Source organism: Kitasatospora sp. CM 4170 (assembly GCF_032110285.1).
Taxonomy (GTDB): Bacteria; Actinomycetota; Actinomycetes; order Streptomycetales; family Streptomycetaceae; genus Kitasatospora; species Kitasatospora aburaviensis.
Genome location: NZ_CP134877.1, coordinates 1 through 26292, shown reverse-complemented (window position 1 = coordinate 26292; position 26292 = coordinate 1). Strand labels below are relative to the sequence as shown.

Here is a 26292-nt window from a genome sequence, read left to right as displayed (position 1 = left end):
CCCGCCCCTCGGTGCCACTGCGCCCGGGGGCGGACGCCGGGCCGGCACTGCGGACCCGGGCCGGTCCGCACGACAGCCCTAAGCCGTGGCGGGGGCCTGCAGCTCGATCTCGCCGGGGCGCCAGGACCTGTCGAAGAAGGCGGGGAGCGGGCTGTAGAGGCGCAGGAGCGCGAACCAGTTGCGGCCGGGCGCGGTCTGCACCCAGTTGCCCTCGGGCACCCCGTCGGGGAGGACGGGGTCGAACCAGAGGCTGACCGAGCCGTCCTTGTCCGGGACGGCGGCCGGGGTCGGGTAGGCCTGGGAGCCGGCCCTGGGGAAGCGCTGGTCGGTGGCGAGCATCGAACGCGTCTGGTTGTCATAGAGGGTGATCGACCAGAACTTCTCGGCCGGGATCCCGGGCGGCAGGATCAGCCGGTACGTCCGGTCGCCCTCCAGCGGCAGCCCGGTGGAGTCCATGGTGGACCAGAGGTACTGGGAGCCGATCCGGGGCAGGTTCATGCACATCGCCGGGGTGACGCCGGTGGCGAGGTAGAAGAACGACGCGCGGGCGGTGAGCCGGCCGGCCCCGTGGTCGGGGAAGGGCCCGCGGCCTTCGGGGGTGACCGGTGGTGGCGGGGTCCGGAAGTCGAACCCGCCGCCGGACGGCGGCGACGTCCAGCGGGAGCCGGTGCCGGGATAGAGGTCGGAGCCCTCGGCGGCGCGCGGCCGCATCGCCACGGCACGGACGTACGCGTTCGCGGTCGCCGCGGCGTCCTCCAGCACCTCCTGCCAGTACCCGTCGGGGGCGAACGGCTCGTCCTTGACGATCCCGATCGCGGCGATCGGCGCAGCCGCCCCGGGGTCGAGCGCGGTGGCCGGTTCGGCCTGCACCGCCTCGTCGAGGAGGGTGAAGAACGAGGCGTCCACCGGTGCGACGGTGTTGATCGCCAGGCCGCTGCCCTCCACGAAGCGCGGCGTGCGCGGTTCGGCCGGCTGGGCGAGGGGGGAGCGGCCGAGCAGGAAGGAACCGACCGACGTCCCGTAGCCGCCGGGCGTGTACGGGGTGATCTTCAGCTGCTCCCGGATCCGGCGGGCCGCCGGCGCCGGGTTGTCGTCCTCCAGGAAGCAGCGCCCGAGGAGCCACACCCGGTTCGTCCGCACCCGGTGCACGAACATCCCGCCCTCGGGCAGCGGGCCCTGGTACCCGGGCCCGGCGAAGAGGTAGCGGCCGCCCTCGCCCCGGTCCGGCCCGGGCGGGCCCAGGTCCGTCACCCAGCGGAACCACATGTCGTCGGCGACGGTCAGGCAGTCGGGCGGGACGTCCACCACCACCGGGCCCTCGCCGAGGTCCAGGAAGGTCAGGAAGTAGACGGTGTCGGCGTTGGCCGTCAGGAACAGCGACCGGCAGTCCATCAGCTCCGAGAAGACCAGCACGTCGCCGTCGGCGACCCCGGCGGCGAGCATCGCCCTGCGCATCGCCCAGAGCGAGACCGCGGGCAGGCCCGCCCGGTACGCCTCGACGGCGTGCAGGCGGTCCAGCCGGCCGTAGACCGCCGCCGCGGTCTCGGGCGTCGGCAGGCCGTCGGTGAAGACGAAGGTGCCGGCCGTCGTCTTCACGGTGTCGGGGGTGACGAGGGAGGCGGGCACGGGGTCGGGCTCGGGCACGGGGGTTCCTTTCGGCGCAGCCGAATACGGTCCCGACCCTAGGTCAGTAGAACAAATGGCGCATTTCGCCCGGTGGCGTCGGTGGCGGCCCGGTGCCGCCTTCCCGGGGTGAGCGGGGCCGATGCGGAGGGTGAGTCCTCTGAATGGCGGACGATCCCGTCCAAAAGGTGCGAAACCCGGCGGTGTTCCTAGGGTGTTGAGAGCCGATGTGGCGAGGAGCCGGGAAAGCCGATGTGGCGAGGAGCCGGGAAAGGGGTGGGCCCGTGGGTGAGGCGATCGGCTCGATGCTGACGTCGGCCGTCGGCATCGCGATCAGCCCGCTGCCGCTGATCGCGGTGATCCTCATGCTGGCCACACCGCGCGGCCGGACCAACGGCACCGCCTTCACCGCCGGCTGGGTGCTCACGCTCGCCGCCGTGGTGGCCGCGGTCGTGGCGGCCGGCAGCGGACTGGGCACCGACGAGGCGAAGCCCACCTGGGCCCACTGGCTGAAGCTCGCACTGGGCGTCCTCTTCGTCGTGCTCGCCGCCCGGCAGTGGCACGACCGGCCCCGGGCCGGCCGTGTGGCCGCGCCGCCGACGTGGATGCGCGCGGTCGACCGCTTCACGCCTGCCAAGTCCGCCGGTCTCGCAGCCGCCCTGGTCGCCGCCAACCCGAAGAACCTCGTCCTGGCGGTCGGCGGCGCGGTGTCGATCGCCACCAGCGGCGCGAGCGCCGCGGGCAAGACGGTGGCCGGTGCGCTGATGGTGGTCATCGGCTCGCTCTGCACCCTGGTCCCGCTCGCCGTCTACCTGCTCGCTGGCGACCGCGTGACCCGGACGCTGGAGGAGTGGAAGGCGTGGATGGCCACCCACAACTCCGCGATCATGACCACCGTCCTGGCGGTCCTCGGCACCAAGTACATCGGCGACGCCGTCTCCGGCCTCGCCTGACCGCGGGCAGCGCCCGGATGTCCGCGACCCCCGCCGCCCGCCTCCGTGGGCTGGGCCACAGGCTCGGCCGGCCCCAGCCCGCCGACCTCATGTCCGGCACGGTCACCGCACTGTTCTCGATCCCCGAGGGCATGGCCTACGCGGCGATCGGCGGGTTCAACCCGGTGGCCGGGCTGTATGCGGGCGTGGTCCCACCCATCCTCGGCTCGCTCACCACGCCCACCGTCCTGATGATCACCACGCTCACCAGCGCGATCGCCCTCACCGGTCAGAGCGTGCTCGCCGACGCCGGTCTCGACCCGCACGACGCGGGCAACGTCGCCGCACTGACCGTGCTCGTCGGCCTGCTGATGCTGCTGATGGGCGCGCTGCGCCTCGGCGTACTGCTCAGCTTCGTCTCCAACGCGGTCATGGTCGGCTTCTCCACCGGCATCGCGCTGCAGATCATCACCGGTGTGTTCAAGGACGCCACCGGGTACCGGCCGCTCGGCCACAACAAGCTCACCCGGCTCACCGACTGGCTCCTCCACGCGCCCGACTGGCAGCTCTCCGCCACCCTCGTCGCCGCCGCCACGATCGCCGTCTGGGCGCTGGCCCACGCGGTGCGGCGGCTCCGACCGGTGGCCCTGCTGGTCGCCATGGTGGTGGTCAGCGCGGCCGTCGCCGCGCTCGGCACCGACGTCGAACTCGTCCGCGACATCGCCGAGATCCCGGCCGCACTGCCCGGCTTCTCCGCGCCCGCCTGGGACGCACTCCCGCACCTGGCGCCGGGCGCGCTGTCGGTGGCTCTGGTCGCGCTCGCCCAGGCCGCCGGAATCTCCCCCTCGGTGCCCAACCCCGACGGCAGCCGATCCAGCGTCAACGGCGACTTCGTCTCCCAGGGCGTCGCCAACCTCGGCGGCGGCCTCTTCCAGGCCCTGCCCGCCGGCGGCTCCCTCTCGCGCACCGGCGTGGCGGCCTCCGCCGGGGCCCGCAGCCGATGGGCCGGTGTCGTCTCCGGCGTCTTCCTCGCGCTGGTCGTCCTCGTCGCCGGCTCGCTCGCCGAGCGCATCCCGATGCCGGTGATCGGCGGGCTCATCCTGGTCGTCGGCTGCGAACTCATCTGGGGCAAGCGGGCCGACATCCTGCTCGTCGTGCGCACCTCCCGGCTCTCCACCCTCGCGATGGCCGCCACCTTCGTCGCCACCACCCAGCTCCCGCTCCAGCAGGCGATCATCCTCGGCGCGGTGTTCTCGCTCCTGCTGTACTGCGTCCAGGCCGCCCGTCGGGCCCACTTCACCGCGCTGACCCGGGACGCGCACGGGCGCTGGTACACCGCGCCCGTCCCCGAACGGCTGCCGCCCGGGGAGGTCACCGTCCTGGACTACGAGGGCACCAGCTTCTTCGCCGAACTCCCCGCGCTGCGCACCGACCTGCCGGACGTCACCGGTGCCCGCAACGCCGTCCTGGTCCTCGTGGTCCGCACCGCTCCCGACATCCCGTCCTCCGCCATCCTCAAGGCCCTCCGCCGCTACACGGACGACCTCCACCGCGAGGGCGGGCGCCTCGTCCTCGCCGGCGTCCAGCCGCCGTTCGCCGCCGTGCTGCGCCGCACCGGCCTCGCCGACCACCTCGGCGCCGACGCCATCACCCCCGCCGGAGGCCCCCTGCTCGCACCGCTCGACCGCGCCCACACCGAGGCCCGCGTCTGGATCGCGGAACGGGGGACGGACAACCCGCAGGTGTGAGCGGGTGGCGGCGCGGCGTGCCGGTGGGTCTCCTACCGTGACGCGTAACGGTGCAGGGCCGCGTCCAGGTAGTCCGCGTGGGGGCCGGCCAGCCGGGCCAGCTCGGCGGGTGAACCGACGAACGCGATCTCGACGAGCTCCCGCTCCGGCGGCAGCGCCTCGAACCGTTCGCAGAGCAGCGCCTGCGGCAACGCGGGCGCGAGGAAGAGCACACCGATGCTCCCGTACGGCCCGCGGGTGGCCGCCCACAGCGTCAGCTCCCCGGGTACCGCGCGGACCCCGGTCTCCTCGGCCAGTTCGCGGGCCGCCTCCCGCCGCAGGTCGGCGAGGTCCAACGGCCGGTCGTCCGGGCGCGGTTCGACGGAGCCGCCCGGTGGCTGCCACCGGCCGGGCGTGGCCGTCGCCGAGGACATCCGGCCGACCAGCAGCCGCCGGTCCGCGGTGGGCTGGAGGACGCTGACGGACAGCGAAGCGGTGGAGACCGTCACGCTTGGCACGGCCCGCAGCGCGTAGTGGCGGTAGGTCGCGCGGGTCCAGGAGACCGCCAGCCGGCCGGGTCCGTCCCACGAGACACCGGTGCACGCCACGACCGGCCCGTCGAACAGCGCCGGGTTCCTGCGGACGGCCTGCTCCCAGGCACGGTCCCTGGCCGCGCGCTCCCCGGCCGACAGCCGCAGCGGGGGAGCCTCGACCAGGACCAGCTCGCGCACGTCCAGGACTTCGGAACGGGTCGGCGGCGGCAGCGGTTCACGCATCCGTTCATGATCCCGGCAGCGACCGCCGGCCGTGCCGCACGACACTCGTGCGGCGCCGGCGGGTTGCCGATCAGACGCCGAGGCCGGGCAGGACCTCGGCGCGGGGGAGCCGGGCCACCGCCGAGCCGGGGAGGATCAGCTTGCCCCGGCGCTTCCCGCTGCCGATCAGGACGTGCGGGGCGGCGACCACCGCCTCGTCGACCAGCAGCGCCCAGCCGCTCGGCAGGCCGACGGCGGTGATGCCGCCGTACTCCATCCCGGTCTCCGCGACGGCGACGTCCATGGGTGCGAAGGAGGCCTTGCGCGCGCCCAGGTGCTTGCGGACGGCCGTGTTGACGTCCAGGCGGGTGTCGGCCCGCACGAGGCAGGCGGCGAGGGTGACGTCCCCGCCGCGCTTGGCGGCCACCACCACGCAGTTCGCGGAGAGCTCCAGCGGCACGTCGTAGGCCTCCGCGAAGACGGCGGTGTCGGCCTTGTCGGGCTCGGTGTCCACGTAGAGCACGGACTCGGCCGCCTCCCGCGCGTCCCAGGTCTTCAGGGCGTCGGCAACGGGGCCGGCGAGGTCGTCGCAGACGTCGAGCGCCGCGTGGACGGTCGTGAAGTTCCCGAACGGAGGGTGCAGGTGCTCGCTCATGGTGCGGACTGTACTGCAGGCGACCGGAGGCCCGGAGCCGGCGACCGCGGTCGGAACGTGGGTTCGGAGACGCGGTGGGTGACGTCGGGCCGCCGCCGTCGGGCCGCCGCCCACCGACAGCTGTGGCCGGTTCCGCCGTCGTGATGGATCCGGGGGTCTTGCGCGTCGAGCAGTTCTGCTCAATCATGCTCGATGCGCTGATGAAGCACGCAGAAATGGCCAATGGCTCAGGCCAGTCCTCGCTCTCCCACACCTCGCACGAGTGGTGATCACATGCGCGCACTCCGGCTCGTCGCCGTCGTCGTCTACCTGATGGCAACTCTGTTCCTCACACCCGTGACCGCCCCGACGGACGCCCAAGCGGCGTCCGGCGCCCCCAACGTCGTCCCGGCGCTGCGCCAGTGGTCCGCCGGCACCGGCAACTACACCTTCACCGCGACGAGCCGGATCGTCGTCAACCCCGCGCACACCGCCCAACTCTCCGACGAGGCGGCCACCTTCGCCGACGACCTGGGCGCGCTGACCGGGCGCAGCGTCACCGTCGCGACGGGCGCCGCGCGAGCCGGGGACATCGCGCTCACCCTCGGCGACCCCTCCGTGCCCGCCGGGGGCTACCGGATGACCGTCGGCCAGTCCCTCACCCTCGCCGCGGCCACCGACACCGGCGCGTTCAACGGCACCCGGACGGTGCTCCAACTCCTGCACCAGTCGGCGACGGTGGCGGCCGGCACGGCGGTGGACTGGCCGTCGAAGCCGGAACGCGGCCTGATGATCGACCAGGGACGGAAGTTCTTCACGGTCGACTGGGTGAAGCAGCACATCAAGGAGCTGGCCTACCTCAAGCTCAACTACTTCCACTTCCACCTCTCCGACACCTTCGGCTTCCGGCTGGAGTCCGCCACCCACCCGGAGATCGTCTCCGCCGACCACTACAGCAAGCAGGACATCGCCGACCTGGTGGCGCTCGGGCAGAAGTACCACGTCGCCATCGTCCCGGAGATCGACACGCCCGGGCACATGAACCCGATCCTCGCCGCCCACCCCGAACTGAAGCTCAGGAACAGCTCGGGCAGCGCCAGCTCCGACTTCATCGACCTCTCGCTGCCCGGCACGTACACCCTGATCAAGGACCTGATCGACGAGTACCTGCCGCTCTTCCCCGCGCCGTACTGGCACATCGGCGCCGACGAGTACGTCTCCGACTACAACCAGTACCCGCAGCTGCTCAGCTACGCCCGCGCCGCCTACGGCGCCGACGCCACCGCCAAGGACGCCTACTACGGGTACGTCAACTGGGCCGACTCGCTGGTCCGGGCACGCGGCAAGACCACCCGGATGTGGAACGACGGCATCAAGTCCGGCGACGGCACGATCACGCCCAACGCCGACATCCTGGTCGAGTTCTGGTACGACTACGGGCTGACCCCGCAGCAGCTGGTGGACGCCGGGCACGTCGTCGCCAACGAGTCCTGGACCCCGACCTACTACGTGCTCGGCGGCGCGAAGCCGGACACCAGGTGGATGTACGAGTCCTGGACCCCGGACCTCTACCAGGGCGGGAACACCGTCACCGACGGCACCAGGAACCCCGGCTCGCTGATCCACGTCTGGTGCGACAGCCCGACCGCGGAGACCGAGAACCAGATCGCCACCGGCCTGTTCCAACCGCTCCGGGCCCTCGCCCAGCAGACCTGGGGATCACCCAGGCCGGTCGGCACCTACGCCGACTTCACCGCGGTCACCGCCGCGATCGGCCACAACCCCTCCTGGCCCGCCACCGGATGGCCCGGCAACCTGGCGCAGAACCGGCCCACCACGGCGTCCAGCACCGAGACCGCCGACTTCCCGGCGGCCGCCGCCACCGACGGCGACCCCGGCACCCGCTGGTCCAGCGCCTTCAGCGACCCGCAGTGGCTGCAGGTCGACCTCGGCTCCACGCAGACGATCGGGCGCGTCGTCCTGCGCTGGGAGACGGCGTACGGGAGGGCGTTCCAGATCCAGCTCTCCGACGACGGCGCCACCTGGCGCACCGTCCACTCCACCACCGCCGGCACCGGCGGCGTCCAGGACCTCACCGGCCTCCACGACTCCGGCCGCTACCTGCGCATCTACGGCACCCAGCGCGGCACCTCCTGGGGCTACTCCCTGTACGAGGTGGAGGCGTACGCCCCCGGCGGGCTCGCCGGCACCCACATCCTCTCCACCGCGGGCAAGGCCTTCGACGACCCCGCCTCCAGCACCGTTCCGGGCACCCGGCTGATCACCTGGGCCACGCACGGCGGCCCCAACCAGCAGTGGCAGCTCTCCCTCAACGCCGACGGCAGCTACAGCATGGTCAACGGCGCGTCCCGGCTCTGCGCCGGCCTCGCCGACGGCTCCACCGGCGCCGGCACGGCCGTCGTCCAGGCCGCCTGCAGCGGCGGCGACAGCCAGCGTTGGCTGCTCACCCCGCGCGGTGGCGGGTACACCGTCGCCAACAAGGTGAACGGCCTGCTCCTGACCACGGCCTCCACCGCCGACGGATCCCCCGTCACCCTGCAAGCCGCGGGCGGCACCCTGCTCCAGCTCTGGCAGATCGCCTGACCGCCGGGCCACCCGGACGGCGGTGCGATCGGTTGCGGTCATGCCGGCCGCATGCTCCTGTCCCAGGCGTGGGGGTACGGGTGCGCCGCCGCGGCCTGCGCAGCGGATCCCGATCAGGCGCTCGCCGGTGGCTCACGGCAGGGCGAGTCGCAGGGTCTCGCTGACGGCGTTCATCGTCCGTTCGTCGAGCCGGTGCTCCTGCACCTCGACGTCGTAGAGGCCGGGGCGGATGGTCGTCACGAAGTCGGTCAGGACGTGGCCGGCGACGTCGTCCACTGCGCAGGGCTGGTGGTCGCCGATGGACACCGCCGTCGGCCACAGGTCGGAGCCGGTGCCGATCTGCGCGACGACGACGGTGTCGAGGACGGCGTTGCGGGTGTCGTTGGAGATGACCACCCACATCCCTCCCATGCCGTCGCGCCCGACGACGATCACGTCTCCGCGCCGCAGCGAGGTCACAGACTTCCTTCCATGGCGCTGACGGCGAAGTAGGTGGCGCGGTCCGCGAGCGCCGTCTCCTCCGCTCGCCCGAGTGCGCGGCTCATGTGCCGGTAGCCGGCTTCCAGGGTGACGGCCAGTGCCCGGTCGAGCGCCGCGGCGTGGACGAAGCCCTTCACCGGGAGCCCGGCACTGGCCGCCGCTCGACGGATCCGGGTCAGCTCGGCCTCCGTGAAGGACACATTCAAGGCTGGCATGCCCATGACGGTACCCTCATCCGGTACCGGCGGCCAGGTGCGGCCCGGGGATTCGCTGCGGGCCTGCCGGCCGTCAAGACGCGGCAGCCGGCCTCCGACCCGCCCTGCGCCGGACAAAGCCGCCACCGGCGCCCCCTTGACAGCCCCACCGGCCGGCTCCGGCTGCTCTCCTTGTCCTCCGGCACCACCACCGAGCGGCCACTGCACCCTGACAGGAGAAGCAGCCATGTCCATCCTCAAGACCCGCACGGCGCTGACCGTCCTCGCGGCGGGCGCGGCACTCGTCGGCGCCACCCTCACCGCCGCTGCGCCGGCCTCGGCCGCCCCGCGGCAGATCGACTCCCGGGTAGCCTGTGCGACCGACTACTACCACTGGTGTGACGCGGTCAGCGCCAGCGGCGAGTACGCGCAGATGAACGTGTACTGGGGGAGCGACGGCCACGAGTACGTCGACGCGTTCCTCAACACCTCCCACTACGGCCAGAACCTGTGGATCCTCACCTGGAACGGCAGCGGCTGGGACTGGGCCGGGGTTCCCGCCACCATCGACGAGCACAACGGCTACTGGGGAGCGGTCGACACGGGCCGCTCCGATGCCGGTAAGACGATCAAGCTCGCCGTCTACAACTGGGACACGGGCGGCTACCTCTACACCAACGCGCACTGACCCGACCGGCTTCGGAGCCCTGGGGGCCCGGAGCCCACGGTGCTGAAGCCCTCGCACGCTGTGCGAGGGCTTCGCCGTTCCGGCGGGCGGCGGCCCCGGGCCGGGGGGCTCCGACCGACATCCCGTCAGGGGGCGGACTCCCCCTGTCGGGACCACCACGGGTCGCCTGGAGAACCGGTCACGAGGACCTGCCCCCGACCCGCTGAGCCTGCTGCCGGGCGCGGGCGGCCTGGGGGTGGTCACCGAGAAGGGCGAGTTCGTGGGCGAGGAGGGGGAGAACGTCCTCGTCGCGGGGGCCGACGTCGTCGAGGAGGCGGATCAGGGCGCAGCGGGCGAGCTCGGTGCGGCCCTGGCGGCGGGCGAGCCGGGCCCAGGTGAGGGCGGGTTCGTCCTCGGGGTCCTGGCCGTGGTTCGAGTCGTCGAAGGCGGCTGCCCAGGTGTGGAGTTGTTCGGGGTGATCGGGGAAGCCGCCGAGCAGTCCACGGATGTCGGGGTGCTGCGTGCGCAGGGAGCTCAGTAGACGGTGATCGGCGGGATCGCCGTACCGGCCGACCAGGACGGCGGCGAGCCGGAGTTCCTCGGTGGGACCGAACTGTGCCTCGGCGAGCAGCAGTTGGCGTAGCAGGGGCAGGTCGGTGGGGCGGCGGTCGTACTGGGCGGCGCGCAGCGTGGTGGCGCGGCGGGCGGGGTCGGCGGTCGCCTCGGTGCCGTCGACGTGGCCGGCGGGACGGGCGCGGAGCAGGGCGAGGTCGGCCTGCCCGGGGGCGAGGACGGTCTCGCGGAGGCGGAGGTGCGAGCGTCGGGCGAGGGGGGTGTAGGCGTTGAGCTCCTCGGCGTTCAGCAGGAGGTGCTCGGGTTCCGTGCGTCGCAGGGCGCGGTGAAGCCGGCGGACCAGTTCGGCGGGCGGGATGCGGCGCAGGCCGAGGGCGGTGAGCAGGGTGTCGCGGTCGGCATCGAGGTCGGGGCCGTAGTACTCGGCGAGCTCCTCCTCGGATTCGGCGACCTCGGTGGCCAGCTCGGCGTCGGTGGCGTCGGGGTCGAGGAGGACGTGGTCGTGCCAGCAGGGGAGGCCGATCAGTGTTTCCAGTGCCTCGTCCAGGCTGTCGGCGATCAGGCCGGCTTCGCCCTCGGACCCGGCGTAGAGGATCGCGCCGTCGGGGCAGCGGAAGTAGGTGCCGCCGGTGTCGTCGCCGGCGACGGCCGTGAGCGGCCCCCCGGAGGCCAGCCGGACGGGCTCGACGTGATCGGTCCGGTCGAGGTCCAGGTTGAACGGGTAGGCTGCGAGCTGGGCGAGCTCAGGGTTCTCGCGCAGGATCCGGAGGGCACGGTGGTCGGTCATGGCGAAGGACGCTAGCAGGCAACCGTGACACCACGGCCGGGCCGGCGGACGCCCTGGTGGCGGTCCGGGAAGGACCGGGTCGGATAATGCTCCCGCGCGGCGGCTCGTCGGCGTACCCGTGATCGAGCCCTGATCGGATCGGCTGCTTCGGGCGCGGACGCCGTCGTCGCGCGCACTTCGGTTGACACATGGCGATCGTGACTGGGCGTCAACCAGGTCGGCACGGTAGGGGCGGGGACGTCCGTCCGTCCGGACACGACCCGCCCGGCGGCCGCCGCGTCTAGGGTGACCGGGTGGACATAGCAGCAGTGGCGATTGCGGTGACGGGTGTGGCGGGGACTCTGGGGGCGGCGCTGCTCACCCAGCGCGGCGCCGAACGAGCCAAGCGGCGCGAGTTGGAGCTCGGCCAGGCCTTTCAGGAGACCCGCGAGAACCTCGCCCTGCGGCGCGGGTGTTACACCCGGCTGTACCGCGACGCGCGGCAGTTCGCGACCGCCCTCAACCGCCACCTGCACGTGCTCCGGGACCGGACGCCGGGTGAGGACGACGTCCGGGCACTGGATGAGGCCAAGGAAGCGCACCGCAACCACTGGTCCGAGGCTCTGATGGTCGCACCCGACGCCGTGATCGCCCCGGGCGACACGGCGAACCAGGCCCTCACGCGGGTGTACGGGATGGTCAAACGCCTGGAGCAGGGCGACGCGAGGCCCGGTGAGAGCCTGCGATCCGCCGCCGAGGCACAGCACGAGCTGTGGGGGTTGATCAAGACCATGAGGCATGCGATGCGGCGCGACCTGGGGGTGGCCGGGGAGTTCTAGCGGTGTGACCGCGCAGACTCCTCCTCCCGGTCGGCAGGGTCCGATCCCCCACGGCTCGAAGGGGCCGCGGCGGCGGCTTGGCAGTGCTCGTGGAGCACCGGCGCGTCATGCCGCGAAGGAACAGAGGGCCGTCAGCGCCGCGTGCACCTCCCGTTCGATCTTGGCGTAATGCCCGGGCGGGCTGCCGTACTCGGGGTGGAATCCGGACTCCTCCTCGTGCCCGGTCTCGATGGTGAAGGCGAAGACCGGCGCCCTGGTCGGGTCGTCGAACTGGCGGCGGAAGGCGTAGTCGTCGGTGGTGCCGGTGACCGGGCCGCCCAGCGGGTGGTACAACGAGGCGCTCTGGCCGACGTCGTAGGTGGAGTGGATGCGCCGGGGGTTCGCGGTGCCGACGGTCGGGTCCACGCCTGCGCTGCGCAGGATGGCGTCGCGCATCTCGCCGGCGATGGTGCCGAGGGTCTTGCGTACGAAGTGCGGCGGGGAGTCGCTGACGAACTCGCTGTAGTTGGGGCGGTCCGTCGGCAGACCCGGGCTGCCTGGCCGGAGGCCGTCACGCTTGCCCGTCCAGGCGGGGGAGGAGAAGGTCATGGTCGGGTCACTGCCGTTGTCCTCGATGCCCCAGCAGAGCAGGACCTTGCGGCCGAACTGGTGGACGTCGACGAAGTACGTGGCCCTGGTGTCGTCGATGAGCCACTGCACGTTGGAGGTCTCCGGTTCGGAGGCCGCGGACGGTCCCCGGTAGGTTTCGTCCCGGCTGTTCGTGGAGGCGGGGCCGTCCCGGTAGAAGGCCAGGTAGACCGCCATGTTGTAGTAGTCCTCGAACTTCCAGGCGATGTCGTGGTTGCGGTTGATGTCCACGCCGACCTTGGCCGGGTTGGGGTGGGGCCGCCGGTTCTTGCGCCAGCCGGCGCGGATCGGGTCGGTCGGCGGGTGCAACTGGTCGAACAGCCGCCCGTCGGGGTTGATCAACGGCGCGACGTAGAGGTCGACACCGTTCAGGATCCGCTCCACCTCGGTCGCCGGGACGGTGAACGGAGGGTAGTTGACCGTCGGCCCGGCCGGGAGCGGTCGGCAGGACATCGCGGGGAAGACGATGTCGGCGCCGGTGGTGCGGCTCACCAGGATGTTCTGCGCGAAGTGGACCAGGGCGTCCGGCGGCGCGGACTCGCGTGCGTGGACACCACCGGTCAGCACCACGGCCGGACGGCCGTTCTGCGGTGCGTTGGCGATGCGGACGAAGTGGATCTCCCGGTTCTCGACGCTGCGGTTCGGGAACTCACCGAGCGTGCACAGGGAGGGGAAGGTGGCCGCGAGGTCGGCGAGCGCCGCCTCGATCTGGGCCGGTGTCTGCGGGACGGTGGGTGTGGAATAGGGCGGGGGCATCGCTCACACCTCCCCGCGCTCGGCGTAGCCTCGGCCGATCACGGCCGACATCCGGGCGTGCTGGTCGGCGGCGCTCTCCGAGGAGAGCAGCACCGTCACCCGGGCACCCTCTGCAATCGCGGCCTCGACGGCCTGGTCGGACGCGTACGCCGCGACTTTGTACTGGTCGTCGGGCCGGGTTTCCAAGCTCGACCGCACCATGTGGAGCTCCGGCAGGAGCTGCACGGCACGCAGGACCTCCTCGGAGCCTTCGATCTGAACCAGGCTCACGGCACTCACCACCTTGCCGGCGGTCCCGCTCGGCGGCTGCGGTGCGTGAGCGCGGGACCGGGCCTGCCCGCCGCGTCCGGCGCCGCTTCCGGGCCCGGCCGACCGGAGCCCGGGCACACAGCGTCACCGCTGGTCCGCACCGGTCTGTGTGACAGACGGTGACATGGGCCGGAGCACCAAAGCCGGGTTCCCGCTGTCGGGCGCGGGGAACCCACGCACACCTTCAGCCTGGCACACCGGGCCCCGGACGTAAACCGTCGTCGGGCGCCCGCTGGAGGCCGGCGCCGGCTCTCAGGGCCTGTCCGTCCGGACCTCCTGGAGCAGGCCCCAGGTGAAGTCCGCGGTGCACGGGCGCGGCCGACCGTCGTCGTCCGGGACGGTGAAGTCCAGCTGGAAGCGGGTCGGCGCGCTTCCCTCGCGCGGCACGGCGGAGGGAAAGGCGGCTCCCAGATCGGCGACGACGCAGCTCCACGGCGTGAGGTCGGCGAGCGTGCGCAGGACCGGCGGCGGAGCACCCGGCCCGCGCACCAGCCACTCGTTGAGCAGTGGGCTGCCGGTCTCGGCGGGGCCGAGCAGGATCTCGAAGCGCAGGTCGGGCCAGAGCGGCAGCGCCCACTGCCGCGCGGTGCACGGCAGGTCCCCGATGCGGCGCGGCACGACCGCCTCCGCCGGCCCGAGCACGGCGGCGTAGCGTGCTGCGCCGCGCGGGAAGCGCGGCGCACGGACCATCGCCTGCCAGCGTTTGTTCGCCTCCCGCATGACGGCACGGGTGGCTCCCAGCCGCCGGACAGCCTCTTCCACCAGCCCGGGGTTGAAGTCGGCCATCCGCCGCAGCAGGACCAGCTGGAACTCGGTGGCCCCGAACGCGTTGATCGCCATACCGGCAGCCTATGGCCCCGGCCCACCGTGGGCTTTGAGGTGCTGGAGTAAAGGCTGTGTTCGGAGCATGACAATTGTGTGTGTGGTGTGGTGGTTGTTGTGTCGTGTTGTGGTGGGTGGTTGGGGTGTTGTGCCGGGGGGCGCCGGGGGAGCGTTGGTGTCTGTGTCTGTGTCTTCTGTCGGTTTTGGGGGGTTTAGGGGGTTGGGGTGGTGAGGATGCCTTGGAGGATGAGGTTGAGGGTGGTGTGGAGTTCGTTGGTGAGTTGGCCGGGGGTGGTGTGGGGTTGGCCGCACCAGCGGTAGAGGGATCCGAGGTAGAGGTCGCGGAGGGCGTGGCCGATTTGGTGGGGGGTGAAGTGGGGTTTGAATTCGTGGTGGGTGATGCCGTGGTGGGCGATGTGGGCGAAGAGTTCGGCGAGGTAGGGGTCTTCGAGGAGGGGTCGGCCGGCGCGGACCCAGGCCATGAGGAGGGAGTTGGTTTCTTGTTGGTGGGTTTCGTTGATTTGGCCGAGTGCGGTCATGCAGTGGCGGAGTTGGTTGACGGCGGTGTCTGGGGTGCCGGGGGTGTTGGGGGTGGTGCCGGGGGTGTGGGTGGTGAGGGTGGTGAGGAGGGTGTCGCGGCGTTTCTCGCCCCAGGCGCCGAGGAGGTCTTCTTTGCGCTGGAAGTAGTTGAAGAAGGTGCCGCGGGCGACGTCGGCGCGTTCGGCGATTTCGTCGATGCTGGTCTCGTCGTAGCCCTGTTCGGCGAAGAGGGTGATGGCGGCGTCGTAGAGGCGTTCTTTGACTTTGAGTTTGTTGCGTTCGCGGCGGCCGAGGGGGGTTGGTTGGTTGGGGGTGGTGGTGGGGTGCATGGGTTGGTCCTGTTCTGGTTGACGGCGTGGAAGGTGTGCCGCGGTTGCCTTCCGTGTGGGTGGACCACAGTTTAACTATGTTTCGGGGTCAAAGTTAATGGGTGTTGTGGTGCGGGGCTGGTGGTGTGGGGGGTGGGGCCGTCGGGGTGTGGTGTGTTTGAGGGTGGTTCAGGGCTGGTTCAGGGCTGGTTTGGGGCGTGCCGGTCGGGGTTGGGGGTCGGGTTGGTGGGGTGGGGGCGGTGCGTGGGCGGTGGTGGGTGGGGGTGGTGGTGTGTCAGGTGGGTGGTGTGGGGGTGGAAACGATAGGTGGGTGGGGTGGGTTTGGGTGGGGTGGTGGGGGTGTTCTTTGTCTGTTGCTCATGTGTTGTTCGGTTGGGTCAGGGGGTGGGTTGGGGGGTGAGGGTGGTGAGGAGGTGGTGGAGGGGTTCGGGGCCGAGGAGGCGTCCGGCGGTGAGGTCGAGGTTGTGGGTGGTGTGGAGTTCGGTGCGCAGGCGGGTGGCCATGAGGGAGTCGAGTCCGAGGTCGCGTAGGGGGCGGCGGTGGTCGATGTGGTGTTCGGGGATTTCGAGGAGGCGGGCGAGGTGGTGGAGGAGGGTTTGGGCGGGGGTGCCGGCGGGGGTGCCGGCGGGGGTGCCGGTGGGGGTGTTGGTGGGGGGTGTGGGGGTGGTGGTGCGTTGTTCGGGGATGGTGGGTGTGGGGGTGGTGGTGTGGTGGGTGAGGGTGCAGGTGGGGGTGAGGCGGTGGGTGAGTGCGGTGAGTGCGGTGAGTGTGGTGCGGGTCTTGGTGAGTGTGGTGCGGGGGTTGGTGCGGGGGGTGGGGTGGTGGGGGAGGGGTTGGAGGGTGATGTTGAGGAATTCGGCGAGGGTGTGGCCGTTGGTGTCGAGGAAGAGGACGTCGGCGTGGGCGGGGCCGCGTTTGGTGGGGCGGACGCGGGCGAGGGCCCAGTATTCGGTGTGGGGTTGGCGGTGGATGTTGATGGTGCCGAAGTGGGTGGGGGTGTAGGTGGTTTTGGGGTGGTAGGCGGCGAGGAGGGTGAGGAGGCCGGTTTCCCAGGTGAGGCCGTCGGTGGCGGAGGCGACGGGCATCGCGTTGTCGGCCTCGGGGGTTTCGTCGGTGTTGGTGGTTTCGGGGGTGGTGGGGGTGAGGCGGGCGATGGCGAGGTTGTTGCGGCGCCAGAGGTGTCGGTGGGTGTGGTGGTGGGGGTCGATGGTGATGCCGTGGGTGTCGGTGATGTGTTGGAAGTCTTGGGTGGTGTGGTAGTCGAGGCGTTTGGCGAGGGTGTGGTCGAGGAGGGTGCGGCGGTTGTGGGTGGTGGGGGTGGGGTGGGGGTGGAGGGTGGTGTGGGCGCAGGGTTCGAGGGGGGCGGTGGGGGTGCGGCGGATGTGGGCGTGGGCGTGGCGGGTGCCGTCGGGGTTGGGTGGGTCGATGGTGATGCGCAGGTGGGTGTGGGGGATGTCGTGGTGGGTGAGGAGGGTGTCGGTGAGGTGGGTGTTGGTGAGGGTGTGGGGGTGGCCGAGGGTGGTGTGGGCGGTGGTGAGGATGGCGGCGAGGTAGGTGGTGGGGGGCAGGGGGCGTAGGCCGCGGATGGTGATGGGGGTGTGGTGGGGGGTGATGCCCCAGTGGGTGAGGGGGGCTTCGTGGGTGTGGGGGGCGGGGGTGCTGGGGTCGCCAGCGGTGCCGTTCCCGTGCCCGTACGCGCTGCCGTTGCTGTTCCGGGTCCCGTAAGCGTTGCCGTCGCCGTACGCGTTGCCGTGCGTGTTGGCGTTGTTGTTCGGGTTGGTGGTGGTGGGGTGGCGGAGGTGGTTGGTGTCCCAGGTGTAGGTGGGGAGGTCGGGGATGTGGGGTGGGGTGGTGGTGTTGTAGTGGCGGTTCCAGTTGATGGTGGCGCCGTGGGTGTGGGCGTGGCCGAGGGTTTCGAGGAGGGTGGTGGGTTCGTGGTGGTGGCGTTGGAGGGTGGGGAGGGCGGTGCCTTCGGCGGTGGTGGTGCGGCGGGTTTCGTCGATGGCGGTGGTGAGGACGGGGTGGGGGCTGATTTCGAGGAAGAGGGTGTCTTGGGTGCAGAGGTGGCGGATGGCGTCGGTGAAGCGGACGGGTTGGCGGAGGTTGTCGTGCCAGTACTGGGGGGTGAGTTCGGTGCCGGTGAGGGGGGTGGCGTGGAGGCTGGAGATGAGGGGGGTGTGGGCGGTTTGGGGGGTGATGTGGGTGAGGGCGGTGGTGAGGTCGTGGGCGATGAGGTCCATGTCGGGGGAATGGGAAGCGACTTCGACGCGGACGGTGCGGCAGAGGATGCCGTGTTGTTCGAGGTGGTGGGTGAGGGTGGTGAGGGTGTGGGGTGGTCCGGCGAGGATGGTGGCGGTGGGGGAGTTGTCGGCGGCGATGCAGGCGGTGGCGTAGTCGGGGTGTGAGGTGAGGAGTTCGCGGGCGGCGTCGGCGCCGAGTTCGACGGCGAGCATGGCGCCGCGGCCGGCGAGGCGGCGCATGAGGTGGCTGCGGCGGCAGATGACGGCGGTGGCGTCGTGGAGGGTGAGGGCGCCGGCGGTGTGGGCGGCGGCGATTTCTCCCATGCTGTGGCCGAGGCAGACGTCGGGGTCCAGGCCGAGTTCGTGGAGGGCGGCGGTGAGGGCGATGCCGATGGCGAAGAGGGCGGGTTGGACTTTGTCGATGTCGGTGGGCAGGGTGGTGGCTTCGGTGAGCAGGGTGGTGAGGGACCAGCCGAGTTCGGCGTGGATGGCTTGGTCGCAGGCGGTGATGGTGGTGCGGAAGGCGGGGGAGGAGTTCATGAGGCCGCGTCCCATGCCGAGCCATTGGGAGCCCTGGCCGGGGAAGACGAAGGCGGTGCGGCGGGGGTTGTAGCCGGCGTGGGCGGTGGCGGCGCCGGTGGTGGGATTTCCGGCGGCGACTTCGCGCAGGCGGTGGGCGAGCTCGGTGTGGGTGGCACCGCGGGCCCAGAGGCGGTGGGGGTGGGTGTCGCGGCGCAGTGCGGCGGCGGCGCACAGGTCGCGCAGGCGGTGGCGGTGGCCGTCGCCGTCGAGGTAGTCGGCCCAGGCGTGGGCTAGCAGTGTCAGTGAGCGGGCCGACCGGGCACTGAGCACCAGCAACTGCTCGCCGTCCTCCACACCCCCCGCATCCGGATCGTTCGAACCGGCGGCCGCGGCGGTGGTGGCGGTGTCCGTGGTGGTTGAACTGGTGTGTGTGGTCGCGGTGTTGGGGCCGGTGTGGGTGCCGGCGGCGGCCGAGGCGATGTCGATGGCGATGGTGGCGGTGGTGTGTCCCGCGTCGGCCGTCTCCCCCACGGCCGCGTGGGTGGTGCTCGCCGGGCCGGTCGCCTGTGCGCCGTCAGCGCCGTTCGCGTGGTCCGTGTGGGTCGCGGCCGCTGCGGCGGCGACGTCGTTGCGGGTCGTCGTGGTGGTGTGTCTCGCGTCGGCCGTCTCTCTCTCGGCCGCGTGGGTGGTGGTGTGGGTGTCGGTCGTGTCTTCGTTGGTCGTGTGGGTGGTGTTTGTCGTGTGGGTGGTGTTGTTGTCGGGGTGGGTGGGGTGGTGGGTGCCGATGATGATGTGGGCGTTGGTGCCGGAGATGCCGAAGGAGCTGATGCCGATGCGGGCGGGGGTGTTGGGGGTGGTGGTGAGGGGGGTGTTGTGGGTGACGATGGTGATGTTGAGGTGTTCGTCGGTGATGACGGGGTTGGGGCTGGTGCAGTGGAGGGAGGCGGGGATGGTGTGGTGTTGGGCGATGAGGATGGCTTTGATGAGTCCGGCGATGCCGGCGGCGGATTCGGCGTGGCCGATGTTGGTTTTGACGGAGCCGGTGGGGAGGGGGTTGTGGGTGGGGCGGGCGGTGGCGTGGGCGAGGGCGCGTAGTTCGACGGCGTCGCCGACGGCGGTGCCGGTGCCGTGGGCTTCGATGTAGTCGAGTTGGTCGGGGGTGATGCCGGCGGTTCTGGCGGCGGTGTGGAGCATGGTGGTCTGGCCGCTGACGGCGGGTTGGAGGAGTAGTCCGCTGCCGCGGCCGTCGTTGGTGACGGCGCTGCCGAGGATGGTGGCGAGGATGTTGTCGCCGTCGTTCTGGGCGTCGGTGAGGCGTTTGAGGATGACGACGCCGACGCCGTCGCTGCGGACGAAGCCGTTGGCGTGGGCGTCGCCGAAGCGGCAGCGGCCGTCGGGGGAGAGCATGGCGCCCTGGGAGTAGGCGATGGCGTCGTGGCTGGAGAGGACGACGTTGACGCCGGCGGCGATGGCGAGGTCGCATTCGCCGGTGAGCAGGGACTGGCGGGCGGTGTGGACGGCGACGAGGGAGGAGGAGCAGGCGGTGTCGAGGACGACGCTGGGGCCGAGCAGGTCGAGGGCGAAGGACAGGCGTCCGGCGGTGACGGCGCGCAGTCGGCTGCCGGCCATGTTCTGGATGTGGGGGCCGTCGGGGTGGGCGGAGACTTCGGAGTATTCGGCGGTGGCCTGTCCGACGAAGACGCCGGCGTGGGTGCCGGCGAGGGTGGAGGGGCGGATGCCGGCGTGTTCGAGGGCTTCCCAGGCGGTGTGCAGGAGCAGGCGCTGCTGGGGGTCGACGGTTTTGGCCTCGGCGGGGGAGATGCCGAAGAAGGCGTGATCGAAGGCGAAGACGTCGTCGATGAAGCCGCCGTGGCGTGAGGCGGTCTTGCCGAGGGTGCCGGAGTGGGGTGCCCAGTGGGGGGTGATGTCGAAGCGCTCGGGTGGCACGGGGGTGACCGAGTCCGTGTTGGCCAGCAGGTTGTGCCAGAACTCGGCCGGCCCGTCCGCGCCCGGGAAGCGGCACCCGAGGCCGATGACGGCCAGCGGGGTGGGGGCGACGTGTGTCGAATGTTCCATGGGATGGGCCCAACCTCTTCATTGAATCCGACCAGTGAGGACGTTTCAGCACTGCCGTTGGACGAGCAGGATGCAAACTTACACTGCGAGCCAAGTTTGGCCCTAGTGTTTTCAAAGAGAACCCCGCCGTCTCGGGATGTGGGACATCCGGGGGCAGGTCGACACGTTCCCGCAACACCACCCGTGCCCGGCAGGGCACATGACGTCACGTCAGCAACAGCTGCCCCGGACCCGGCCCGGCCTGGACCCGCCCTGGACCCGGTCTGGGCCTGGTCTGGGCCTGGCCCGCACCCTCGGTGTCCGCCGGCACCCGGCCCCGATCCGGCTGCGGCCCGGTCGGTGAAGACCAGGTCGTGCTTCGGTGGCACCGTACTCGCGCTGTCGCCCGGCGCCACGGTGCTCACGCAGCTGCGACTCGCGGCGGGGTGAGCCGCGGATCAGCCAACTCCTCGGTCAGATCGTCGAGATGTGTCCGTGGAATGTCGCGGAAGGCGGGACGGGTCGAGGTCGTGCGGGCCTACTTTCCGGTCACGCGCGAGGAACCCGCGCGGCCCTTGCCGCGTCGCGGCTGTCCTTGAGGTTCGCCCCGGTGGGGGATGGCCGGGCTCGGTAGGGTGGCCGCTATGGACGATCGCTCGGGATCCCGCGTCGTGTCACCGGTAGTGCTCGGCATCGGTGGTGACTGGCTGCCCGTCACCACCGGTGAGTCGGGGGCTTTCGTCTTTCGCAGTGCGGACGCGGGTCGGTATGCCAAGTGCGTCCCCGTGGCGGGTGCGGCGGACCTGGCGGCAGAGCGCGAGCGGATCGTATGGCTGAGCGCCCGGGCGGTACCGGGCCCGGCCGTCCTGGACTGGTTCGACGCTGACGTGGGAGCCTGCCTGATCACCAGTGCCGTCCATGGCGTTTCTGCTGATCAGGTGTCGGCCGAGGATCTGCGGGGCTCCTGGGAGCGCATCGCGGACGCGGTCCGTCGACTGCACGAGGTGCCGGTGTCCCAGTGCCCGTTCCACCGGGGCCTGGACACCATGGTCACCCTGGCACGTGACGTCGTCGCCCGTGACGCCGTGAACCCGCAGTTTCTGCCCGTCGAGCAGCAGCACACCCCTCCCGCCGGCCTGCTGGCCCGCCTGGCCCGGCAGGTCCCCCGGCGACGGGACCAGGAGGCCGGTGACGCAGTCGTCTGCCACGGGGACCTGTGTCTGCCCAACATCATGCTCGATCCACAGACCCTGGACGTGTCCGGCTTCATCGACCTGGGCCGCCTCGGACAGGCCGACCGCTACGCCGATCTGGCACTGCTCCTGGCCAACGCACGAGAGACATGGGCGGACGAGGGGCAGGCACGGGCCGCGGACGTGGCGTTCGCCGAGAGGTACGGCATCACCCTGGACGACGAACGTCTGCGCTTCTACCTCGACCTCGACCCACTCACCTGGGGCTGACCCCTCAGTCCGGCCGCACCGATCGCGGACCGGTTCGTAGGGCGGGGCAGTGCCACGGGAGTGCCCCGGTCAGTATGGCGAACAGGATGTCGCCCCGGGCGTTTGGCCAGGTGGAGGAGTGTCTGGGTGTGGCGCTTTCCCCGGCCGGTCTTCCTGTCGTCGTCGGCGTGGGAGGCAGGGTCGTTGAGGGAGGCGAACGCGGCCGGGACGAACGCCCGTGTCAGCTGCTTGTTGCCTCGGCGGGACGGTTGCCCGCCGCGGATGGAGGGGCCGGGACTGCGAGTCGCGCGCGGGGGGCTTCGTCACGGTGTCTCACCGGGCAGGCAGGTTGTGCCATGGGTGTGCGCAGGTGTCTTTGCACGACGTCTGCCTGCGGCGGGTGTCGGCGACGGAGAACACCGAGACGAGGACACGGAACGCTTTGACGTGTTCGAGTTTCAGTCCGGCCCAGGCGCCGCCGTCGATGTCGCCCCAGGCGTTGAACTCGCTGAACCCGTAACGCTGGAGGGAGTTGGTGGTGGGGGCCGGGTTCTGCGGGGAGACGTAGGCGTTGGACAGGTGCCATTTGCCCTGGTAGGTGCAGTAGTAGCCGGCCGAGCGCAGCATCGTGCCCAGCGTGCCCAGCGCGGGGTCGAGCGGGCGGATGTAGGGCATGTTGTCGTTGTCGTAGATCTCGGTCAGCGGCAGGTGCTGCCCGGTGTAGAGCACCGACCGCGCCGAGCTGCACTGCGCGGAGGCGGTGTAATAGTGGTCGAAGGTGACACCGCGGGCGGCGATCCGCTCCCTGGCGGGCAGCGAGTACCCGCTCGCCCGGGGCAGGACGGCGCGTTCCTCGTCGGTGACGATCAGCAGAACGTTGGGACGACGCGCCACGGGCCTTCCTGTCCTTCACATCCGATCCGCCCGGAAGCCGGACGAACGCCCTGAGCCGAGGATTTCGACTCTAGTGCTGCCCTGGTGGGCTGCCGCGCGTGACACCGCCGGGCACGACCGTCCGGGTGAGGAGCGCGTGAGGGCCTGCGGTGAGCGCGCGAGGGCCTGCGGTGACGGGCACGGGCCGGCGCTGCGGCCGGCCCCCCTGTCGGGGGCGGGTCCGGGCGGGTCCGGGCGGGGGCGGCTCCGGGCGGCGGCACCTGCGCGGCGGGCTGCGGTCCCGGGGCGGGCGCCCCGGGCGGGCGTCTAGGGGTCAGGTGGTGGGCTGTGGGCGGACGGTGAGGATCTGTTCGGCGCGGCCGAGGGGACCGTGGTGGTCGTGCAGGACGGTGCTGGTGATGCCGTGGCCGGTGGGGCCGAAGCTGACGCTGGTGTCCAGGCCGGTCCAGCGGCCCTCGGGGCGGCGGAAGAAGTGGATCGTCAGGTCGGTGTTCGGGAACATCCATGCGGTGGGGTGCTGCCGTGCGGCGATGCCGTTGGCGGTGTCCACCAGGGCGACGAAGCGGGCGTGTGCGCTGCCGCCTTCCCCGGCGACCAGGTCGACGGGGGTGGTGATCCAGGCGGCGGCCCGGCCCGGGGCGCTCTCGTGGCGGCGCACGTCGATCGAGGCGATGTAGCCGCCGCCCCACATCCCGCCCATCGTCCAGGGCGCGAACTCCTCGGGTGCGGGGATGCGGGCGTCGTGGGTGCCGGCGACGGCGGCGGTGTCGAGTTCGGCGAGGAACCACGCGCGGGCCCGGACCACGGCGCGGTCCCCGATCACCACGGTGGCCTCGACCAGCTCGATGGTGCGCCCGGGCCGGACGGTTTCCACCGTGATCTCGAACTCCTCCAGGGCGATCAGGCCGAGTATGTCGAAGCTGATCCGGGCCAGTGCCAGGCCGTCACCGCCGCGCCCGCGGACGTGGCGGTGGCGCTCGATGGCGTGGACGATCAGTCCGCCCAGCGGGCTGAAGTGCTGTTCGTCGGGGTGCCAGGCACCCTGGGCGTGGAGGGTGGGCTTGAAGCGGTCCTCGCCGGTGCGCTGGTAGTAGCTGTCGGGCGCGGCGGTGGGGGTGGTCACGTGCGCTTCTCCTCGCTCCGATCGCCGGTCGCCGAAGACGGGCCGCTGCCGTGGCACGGCGGGCCCCGCTCCCGGAGTTCATGATCGTAAACGGGCCGGACCGCCCCGGGGGCGTCACGGTGACACATCCCACACCCACCGCCCCCACCGCCCCCACCGCCCCGAGCGCCCGCCGCGCCGGGTCCGTGCGCTCCTGTCGGCCCGGGGGTCCGGGCGGGTGGTCTATCGGCTGTGGGTGGTGCAGGTCTCGGCGCCGGGGCGGGTGCGGGGTGCGGGGTGGTGGGGGGTGAGGCCGTTGAGGAGGAGGTTGAGGGCCTGCTGGAGTTCGGTGTCCAGGCGGCCGCGGGCGCGGTCGGCGGTGGGGTGGCTCCAACGGTGGAGGGTGCCGATGTAGAGGTCGCGCAGGGCGCCGGCGATCTGTTCGGTGCTGGCGGCGGTGTGGATCTCGCCGCGGGTGCGGCCCTGTTCGACGATGTCGGTGAGGATCGCGCCCAGTGGCGGGCCGGGTTGCAGCAGGCGCCCGGTCTGGATCCAGGCGGTGAGCATGGCGGCGCTCAGCTCGGGTTCCTCCTCGTTGAGGTCGCTGAGGGTGGACATGCACGCGCGCAGCGCCCCGACGGTGTCGGGGGCGTCCTCCAGGCGGGGTGCCAGGCGGCGGTGGAGCTTGCGGACGCGGTCCTGGGTCCAGATGTTGATCAGGCATTCCTTGTGCGGGAAGTAGTTGAAGAACGTGCCGCGTCCGATGCCGGCCTGTTCGGCGATCTGGGCGACGGAGGTGTCCGCGTAGCCCTGGCGGCTGAACAGGGCGACCGCCGCCGCGTACACGTGCTCCCGGGTGCGCTCCTTCCTGCGCTCGCGTCGCGGCGCGGTGGGCGCTGCTTCGTCCGAGGGCTGGCGCACGGGGCCTCCACTGCATCGACTTCGTTGCATGTTGGTTCACGATTACCCTCTCATACAAACATGGATCTGAGTGCATTTCATGAGCGGGCGGCAGCATTGCCGCCGCGAGGTGCCCGATCGGGCGGCGGCGCACCCGCCTCCCGTCGTACGGTGGGACATTGATGAACCGTGATCCATCTTTAGCCTGTGGCCATGAAACGGACTAGAGTGTATGTTTGAATCATGGGCCGCCGGGGGCAGGGCGGGCCGGTCGATCCTGGGCAGGGGAGGGCATGGTGACGATCGGTCAGGTGCGCGCCCGTACGGTGTGCCGTGCCGCCGCCGCGTTGTCCCGGGGCCCCGCCGCCCGCACTGCCCGCACTGCCCGTGCCGGGCGCACCGCCTGTGCCGGGCGCCCGGTCCGTGCCGCCCGTGCCGCCCACACGGTCCGGGTGGCCGGCCTGTCGAACCGGTCCATGACCTCGCACACGTTCATCACCGGCCCGGAGGCGTTCCGGGCGATGGCCGCCGAGCGGATGGCGCGCGGCGCCAGGGCGCTACCCACGCGCCCGACTGGCTAACGAATCCCCGGGGGAGCCATGACTCAGATGACGTACCAGATGCCCAGAACCGGGGCGCGCTCGGCCCACCGGCCGCGTGCGTGCCAACCGGTGGCCCAGGCGGCGCCGGCCTCTCTCGCCTCCGCGGCGGTGACGCTCTCCCCGGCCGCGACGGCCACGGCCACCCTCCCGACCCCTGCCCTGCCGCCCGCCGCCCTGCCGCCCGCACCGGGGCAGGGACAGGGACAGGGACCGGGACTGGGTTTGGGGCAGGTGCCGGCGGGGGTGGTGTCGGTGTCGGTGCTGGTCGTCGCGGGCGACGGCGCCGCGGCGCAGCTGCGGGTGCGGGACCTGCAGCGCCAGGGCTACACGGCGAGCAGTGTCGACAGCGGCGCCAAGGCGCTGGCGGCGCACCAGGGTTGCGACATGGTGCTGCTCGATCTCGACCTGCCGGACCTGGACGGCCTGGAGGTGTGCCGGCTGATCCGCCGTACCGGGGACAAGCCGATCATCTCCATCGCCACCCGTGACACCGAACTCGACCGGGTGCTGGCCCTGCAGGCCGGAGCGGACGACTGCGTCCTCGCCTCCTGCGGGATCCGCGAGATGCTGGCGCGCATCGAGGCGGTCCTGCGCCGTGCCCATCCGCGGCCGCAGGTCTCCCACACCATCTCCCTCAGCCCGCTCCACATCGACGGCACCACCCGCGAGGTGCGGCTCGACGGGCGGCCGGTGGTGCTGACGGCCAAGGAGTTCGACCTGCTGCACACCCTGGCCGCCGACCCGAAGACCGTGCTGTCGCGCAAGGAGCTCATGGCCCGGGTGTGGGACACCACGTGGGTGGCGTCCACCCGCACGATCGACACCCACGTGAGCAACCTGCGGGCCAAACTCGGCGGCAAATGGATCATCACGGTCCACGGCGTCGGCTACCGCCTGGGCCGCGGCTGACCCCCGCCCCCGGCCGCGTGGGCGCCCGCCGGCCCCGGGTGCGGCGCCCGCTCCCGGGGCAGAGGCGCGCCGAACGAGCCGTGCCCGTGCGAGCCGTGCCTGTGCCTGTGTGAGCGGTGTTCGTGTCTGTGTCTGTGGCGGGGGTTGGAGACGACGGTGGCGGGCTTGCATCGTTTGGGGTGTGCGGGATGCGCCGGGTTGCCTCGCGCGGTGTTCGTCCTTGGGGGGTGCTCACTCGGCTGGCAGCTGGCCGCCCGGACGGGTTCGCTGGGGATGTGCCGCGGCGTCCTGTGGGTCTTCCCTGATGGCGTGGGGCCGCTCGGTTTGTCCACCGGCCGGGAGTTGTGTGCGTATGGCGAGGACTTCGGCGCAGAGGTTCTCGTAGCGAGGGGGGTGGTTCCGGATGGCGGCCGTGCGGGGTGCGGCAGGCGCGATGGGTCACTGATACG

22 protein-coding genes are annotated in these 26292 nt (G+C 71.7%); 7 read left to right on the top strand and 15 right to left on the bottom strand.

The features are described 5' to 3' along the window. Positions 1 to 78: 78 nt before the first annotated feature. Positions 79 to 1644 carry a DUF1254 domain-containing protein gene (locus tag RMN57_RS00110; protein WP_313761250.1) on the bottom strand — a complete coding sequence of 522 codons (1566 nt, stop codon included), beginning with the start codon at positions 1642 to 1644 and terminating at the stop codon, positions 79 to 81. A gap of 263 nt (positions 1645 to 1907) precedes the next feature. Here RMN57_RS00110 and RMN57_RS00105 point away from each other — a divergent pair, with 263 nt between their 5' ends. Further along, a complete protein-coding gene (locus tag RMN57_RS00105) occupies positions 1908 to 2576 on the top strand; it encodes a GAP family protein (protein ID WP_313761249.1) in 669 nt (222 codons plus the stop codon). Positions 2577 to 2593: 17 nt separating this feature from the next. After that, the gene (locus tag RMN57_RS00100) at positions 2594 to 4303 is read left to right on the top strand and encodes a SulP family inorganic anion transporter (RefSeq protein ID WP_313761248.1); all 1710 of its coding nucleotides are present in this window, start codon (positions 2594 to 2596) and stop codon (positions 4301 to 4303) included. A 32-nt stretch (positions 4304 to 4335) separates the two neighbouring features. Here RMN57_RS00100 and RMN57_RS00095 read toward each other — a convergent pair whose 3' ends face one another. Both RMN57_RS00095 and RMN57_RS00090 read right to left on the bottom strand, forming a co-directional pair. Beyond that, a complete protein-coding gene (locus RMN57_RS00095) occupies positions 4336 to 5058 on the bottom strand; it encodes an NUDIX hydrolase (protein ID WP_313761247.1) in 723 nt (240 codons plus the stop codon). A gap of 70 nt (positions 5059 to 5128) precedes the next feature. After that, positions 5129 to 5692 (bottom strand): YbaK/EbsC family protein, encoded by a 564-nt coding sequence (locus RMN57_RS00090; RefSeq protein ID WP_313761246.1) that lies wholly within the window; start codon positions 5690 to 5692, stop codon positions 5129 to 5131. Positions 5693 to 5965: 273 nt separating this feature from the next. Here RMN57_RS00090 and RMN57_RS00085 point away from each other — a divergent pair, with 273 nt between their 5' ends. Further along, positions 5966 to 8275 (top strand): family 20 glycosylhydrolase, encoded by a 2310-nt coding sequence (locus tag RMN57_RS00085; RefSeq protein ID WP_313761245.1) that lies wholly within the window; start codon positions 5966 to 5968, stop codon positions 8273 to 8275. Between the two features lie 132 nt (positions 8276 to 8407). On the opposite strand, the gene RMN57_RS00080 is transcribed toward RMN57_RS00085, so the two are convergent. Beyond that, positions 8408 to 8734, bottom strand: a complete 327-nt coding sequence (locus RMN57_RS00080; RefSeq protein ID WP_313761244.1) for a type II toxin-antitoxin system PemK/MazF family toxin — start codon at positions 8732 to 8734, stop codon at positions 8408 to 8410. Then, positions 8731 to 8970, bottom strand: coding sequence for a hypothetical protein (locus RMN57_RS00075; protein WP_313761243.1), 240 nt, complete (start codon positions 8968 to 8970; stop codon positions 8731 to 8733). The genes RMN57_RS00080 and RMN57_RS00075 overlap by 4 nt, the downstream gene beginning before the upstream one ends. Positions 8971 to 9196: 226 nt before the next feature. Between RMN57_RS00075 and RMN57_RS00070 the strand changes: the two genes are divergently transcribed. Next, complete coding sequence (locus RMN57_RS00070; RefSeq protein WP_313761242.1) at positions 9197 to 9637, top strand: hypothetical protein; 441 nt, start codon at positions 9197 to 9199, stop codon at positions 9635 to 9637. 178 nt (positions 9638 to 9815) lie between these two features. On the opposite strand, the gene RMN57_RS00065 is transcribed toward RMN57_RS00070, so the two are convergent. Continuing rightward, positions 9816 to 10976, bottom strand: coding sequence for a hypothetical protein (locus tag RMN57_RS00065; RefSeq protein ID WP_313761241.1), 1161 nt, complete (start codon positions 10974 to 10976; stop codon positions 9816 to 9818). 293 nt (positions 10977 to 11269) lie between these two features. Between RMN57_RS00065 and RMN57_RS00060 the strand changes: the two genes are divergently transcribed. After that, on the top strand, positions 11270 to 11794 hold the full coding sequence (locus RMN57_RS00060; RefSeq protein WP_313761240.1) for a hypothetical protein: 525 nt from the start codon (positions 11270 to 11272) through the stop codon (positions 11792 to 11794). Between the two features lie 105 nt (positions 11795 to 11899). Here RMN57_RS00060 and RMN57_RS00055 read toward each other — a convergent pair whose 3' ends face one another. The 5 genes from RMN57_RS00055 to RMN57_RS00035 all read right to left on the bottom strand — a co-directional run bounded on the left by RMN57_RS00055 (position 11900) and on the right by RMN57_RS00035 (position 20015). Then, positions 11900 to 13177, bottom strand: a complete 1278-nt coding sequence (locus tag RMN57_RS00055; RefSeq protein ID WP_313761239.1) for a M14 family zinc carboxypeptidase — start codon at positions 13175 to 13177, stop codon at positions 11900 to 11902. A 3-nt stretch (positions 13178 to 13180) separates the two neighbouring features. Beyond that, on the bottom strand, positions 13181 to 13447 hold the full coding sequence (locus RMN57_RS00050; RefSeq protein ID WP_313761238.1) for a hypothetical protein: 267 nt from the start codon (positions 13445 to 13447) through the stop codon (positions 13181 to 13183). Positions 13448 to 13738: 291 nt separating this feature from the next. Further along, positions 13739 to 14326 (bottom strand): hypothetical protein, encoded by a 588-nt coding sequence (locus RMN57_RS00045; RefSeq protein ID WP_313761237.1) that lies wholly within the window; start codon positions 14324 to 14326, stop codon positions 13739 to 13741. Positions 14327 to 14520: 194 nt separating this feature from the next. Then, positions 14521 to 15177, bottom strand: coding sequence for a helix-turn-helix domain-containing protein (locus tag RMN57_RS00040; RefSeq protein WP_313761236.1), 657 nt, complete (start codon positions 15175 to 15177; stop codon positions 14521 to 14523). Positions 15178 to 15554: 377 nt separating this feature from the next. After that, entirely contained in the window at positions 15555 to 20015 is a 4461-nt protein-coding gene (locus RMN57_RS00035; RefSeq protein ID WP_313761235.1) for an acyltransferase domain-containing protein, read from the bottom strand. 623 nt (positions 20016 to 20638) lie between these two features. On the opposite strand from RMN57_RS00035, the gene RMN57_RS00030 reads away from it, so the two are divergent. Next, positions 20639 to 21457, top strand: a complete 819-nt coding sequence (locus RMN57_RS00030; RefSeq protein ID WP_313761234.1) for an APH(3'') family aminoglycoside O-phosphotransferase — start codon at positions 20639 to 20641, stop codon at positions 21455 to 21457. A 312-nt stretch (positions 21458 to 21769) separates the two neighbouring features. Here the strand turns inward: RMN57_RS00030 and RMN57_RS00025 are convergent, their stop codons facing one another. From RMN57_RS00025 to RMN57_RS00010, 4 genes are all read right to left on the bottom strand, one after another. After that, a complete protein-coding gene (locus tag RMN57_RS00025; RefSeq protein ID WP_313761233.1) occupies positions 21770 to 22330 on the bottom strand; it encodes a DUF5958 family protein in 561 nt (186 codons plus the stop codon). A gap of 313 nt (positions 22331 to 22643) precedes the next feature. Further along, positions 22644 to 23453, bottom strand: a complete 810-nt coding sequence (locus RMN57_RS00020) for a thioesterase family protein (RefSeq protein WP_313761232.1) — start codon at positions 23451 to 23453, stop codon at positions 22644 to 22646. Between the two features lie 222 nt (positions 23454 to 23675). Next, complete coding sequence (locus RMN57_RS00015; protein ID WP_313761231.1) at positions 23676 to 24353, bottom strand: TetR/AcrR family transcriptional regulator; 678 nt, start codon at positions 24351 to 24353, stop codon at positions 23676 to 23678. Positions 24354 to 24936: 583 nt separating this feature from the next. Further along, positions 24937 to 25077, bottom strand: a complete 141-nt coding sequence (locus RMN57_RS00010; RefSeq protein WP_313761230.1) for a hypothetical protein — start codon at positions 25075 to 25077, stop codon at positions 24937 to 24939. Positions 25078 to 25177: 100 nt separating this feature from the next. On the opposite strand from RMN57_RS00010, the gene RMN57_RS00005 reads away from it, so the two are divergent. Continuing rightward, the gene (locus RMN57_RS00005) at positions 25178 to 25843 is read left to right on the top strand and encodes a response regulator transcription factor (protein WP_313761229.1); all 666 of its coding nucleotides are present in this window, start codon (positions 25178 to 25180) and stop codon (positions 25841 to 25843) included. Positions 25844 to 26292: the final 449 nt, after the last annotated feature.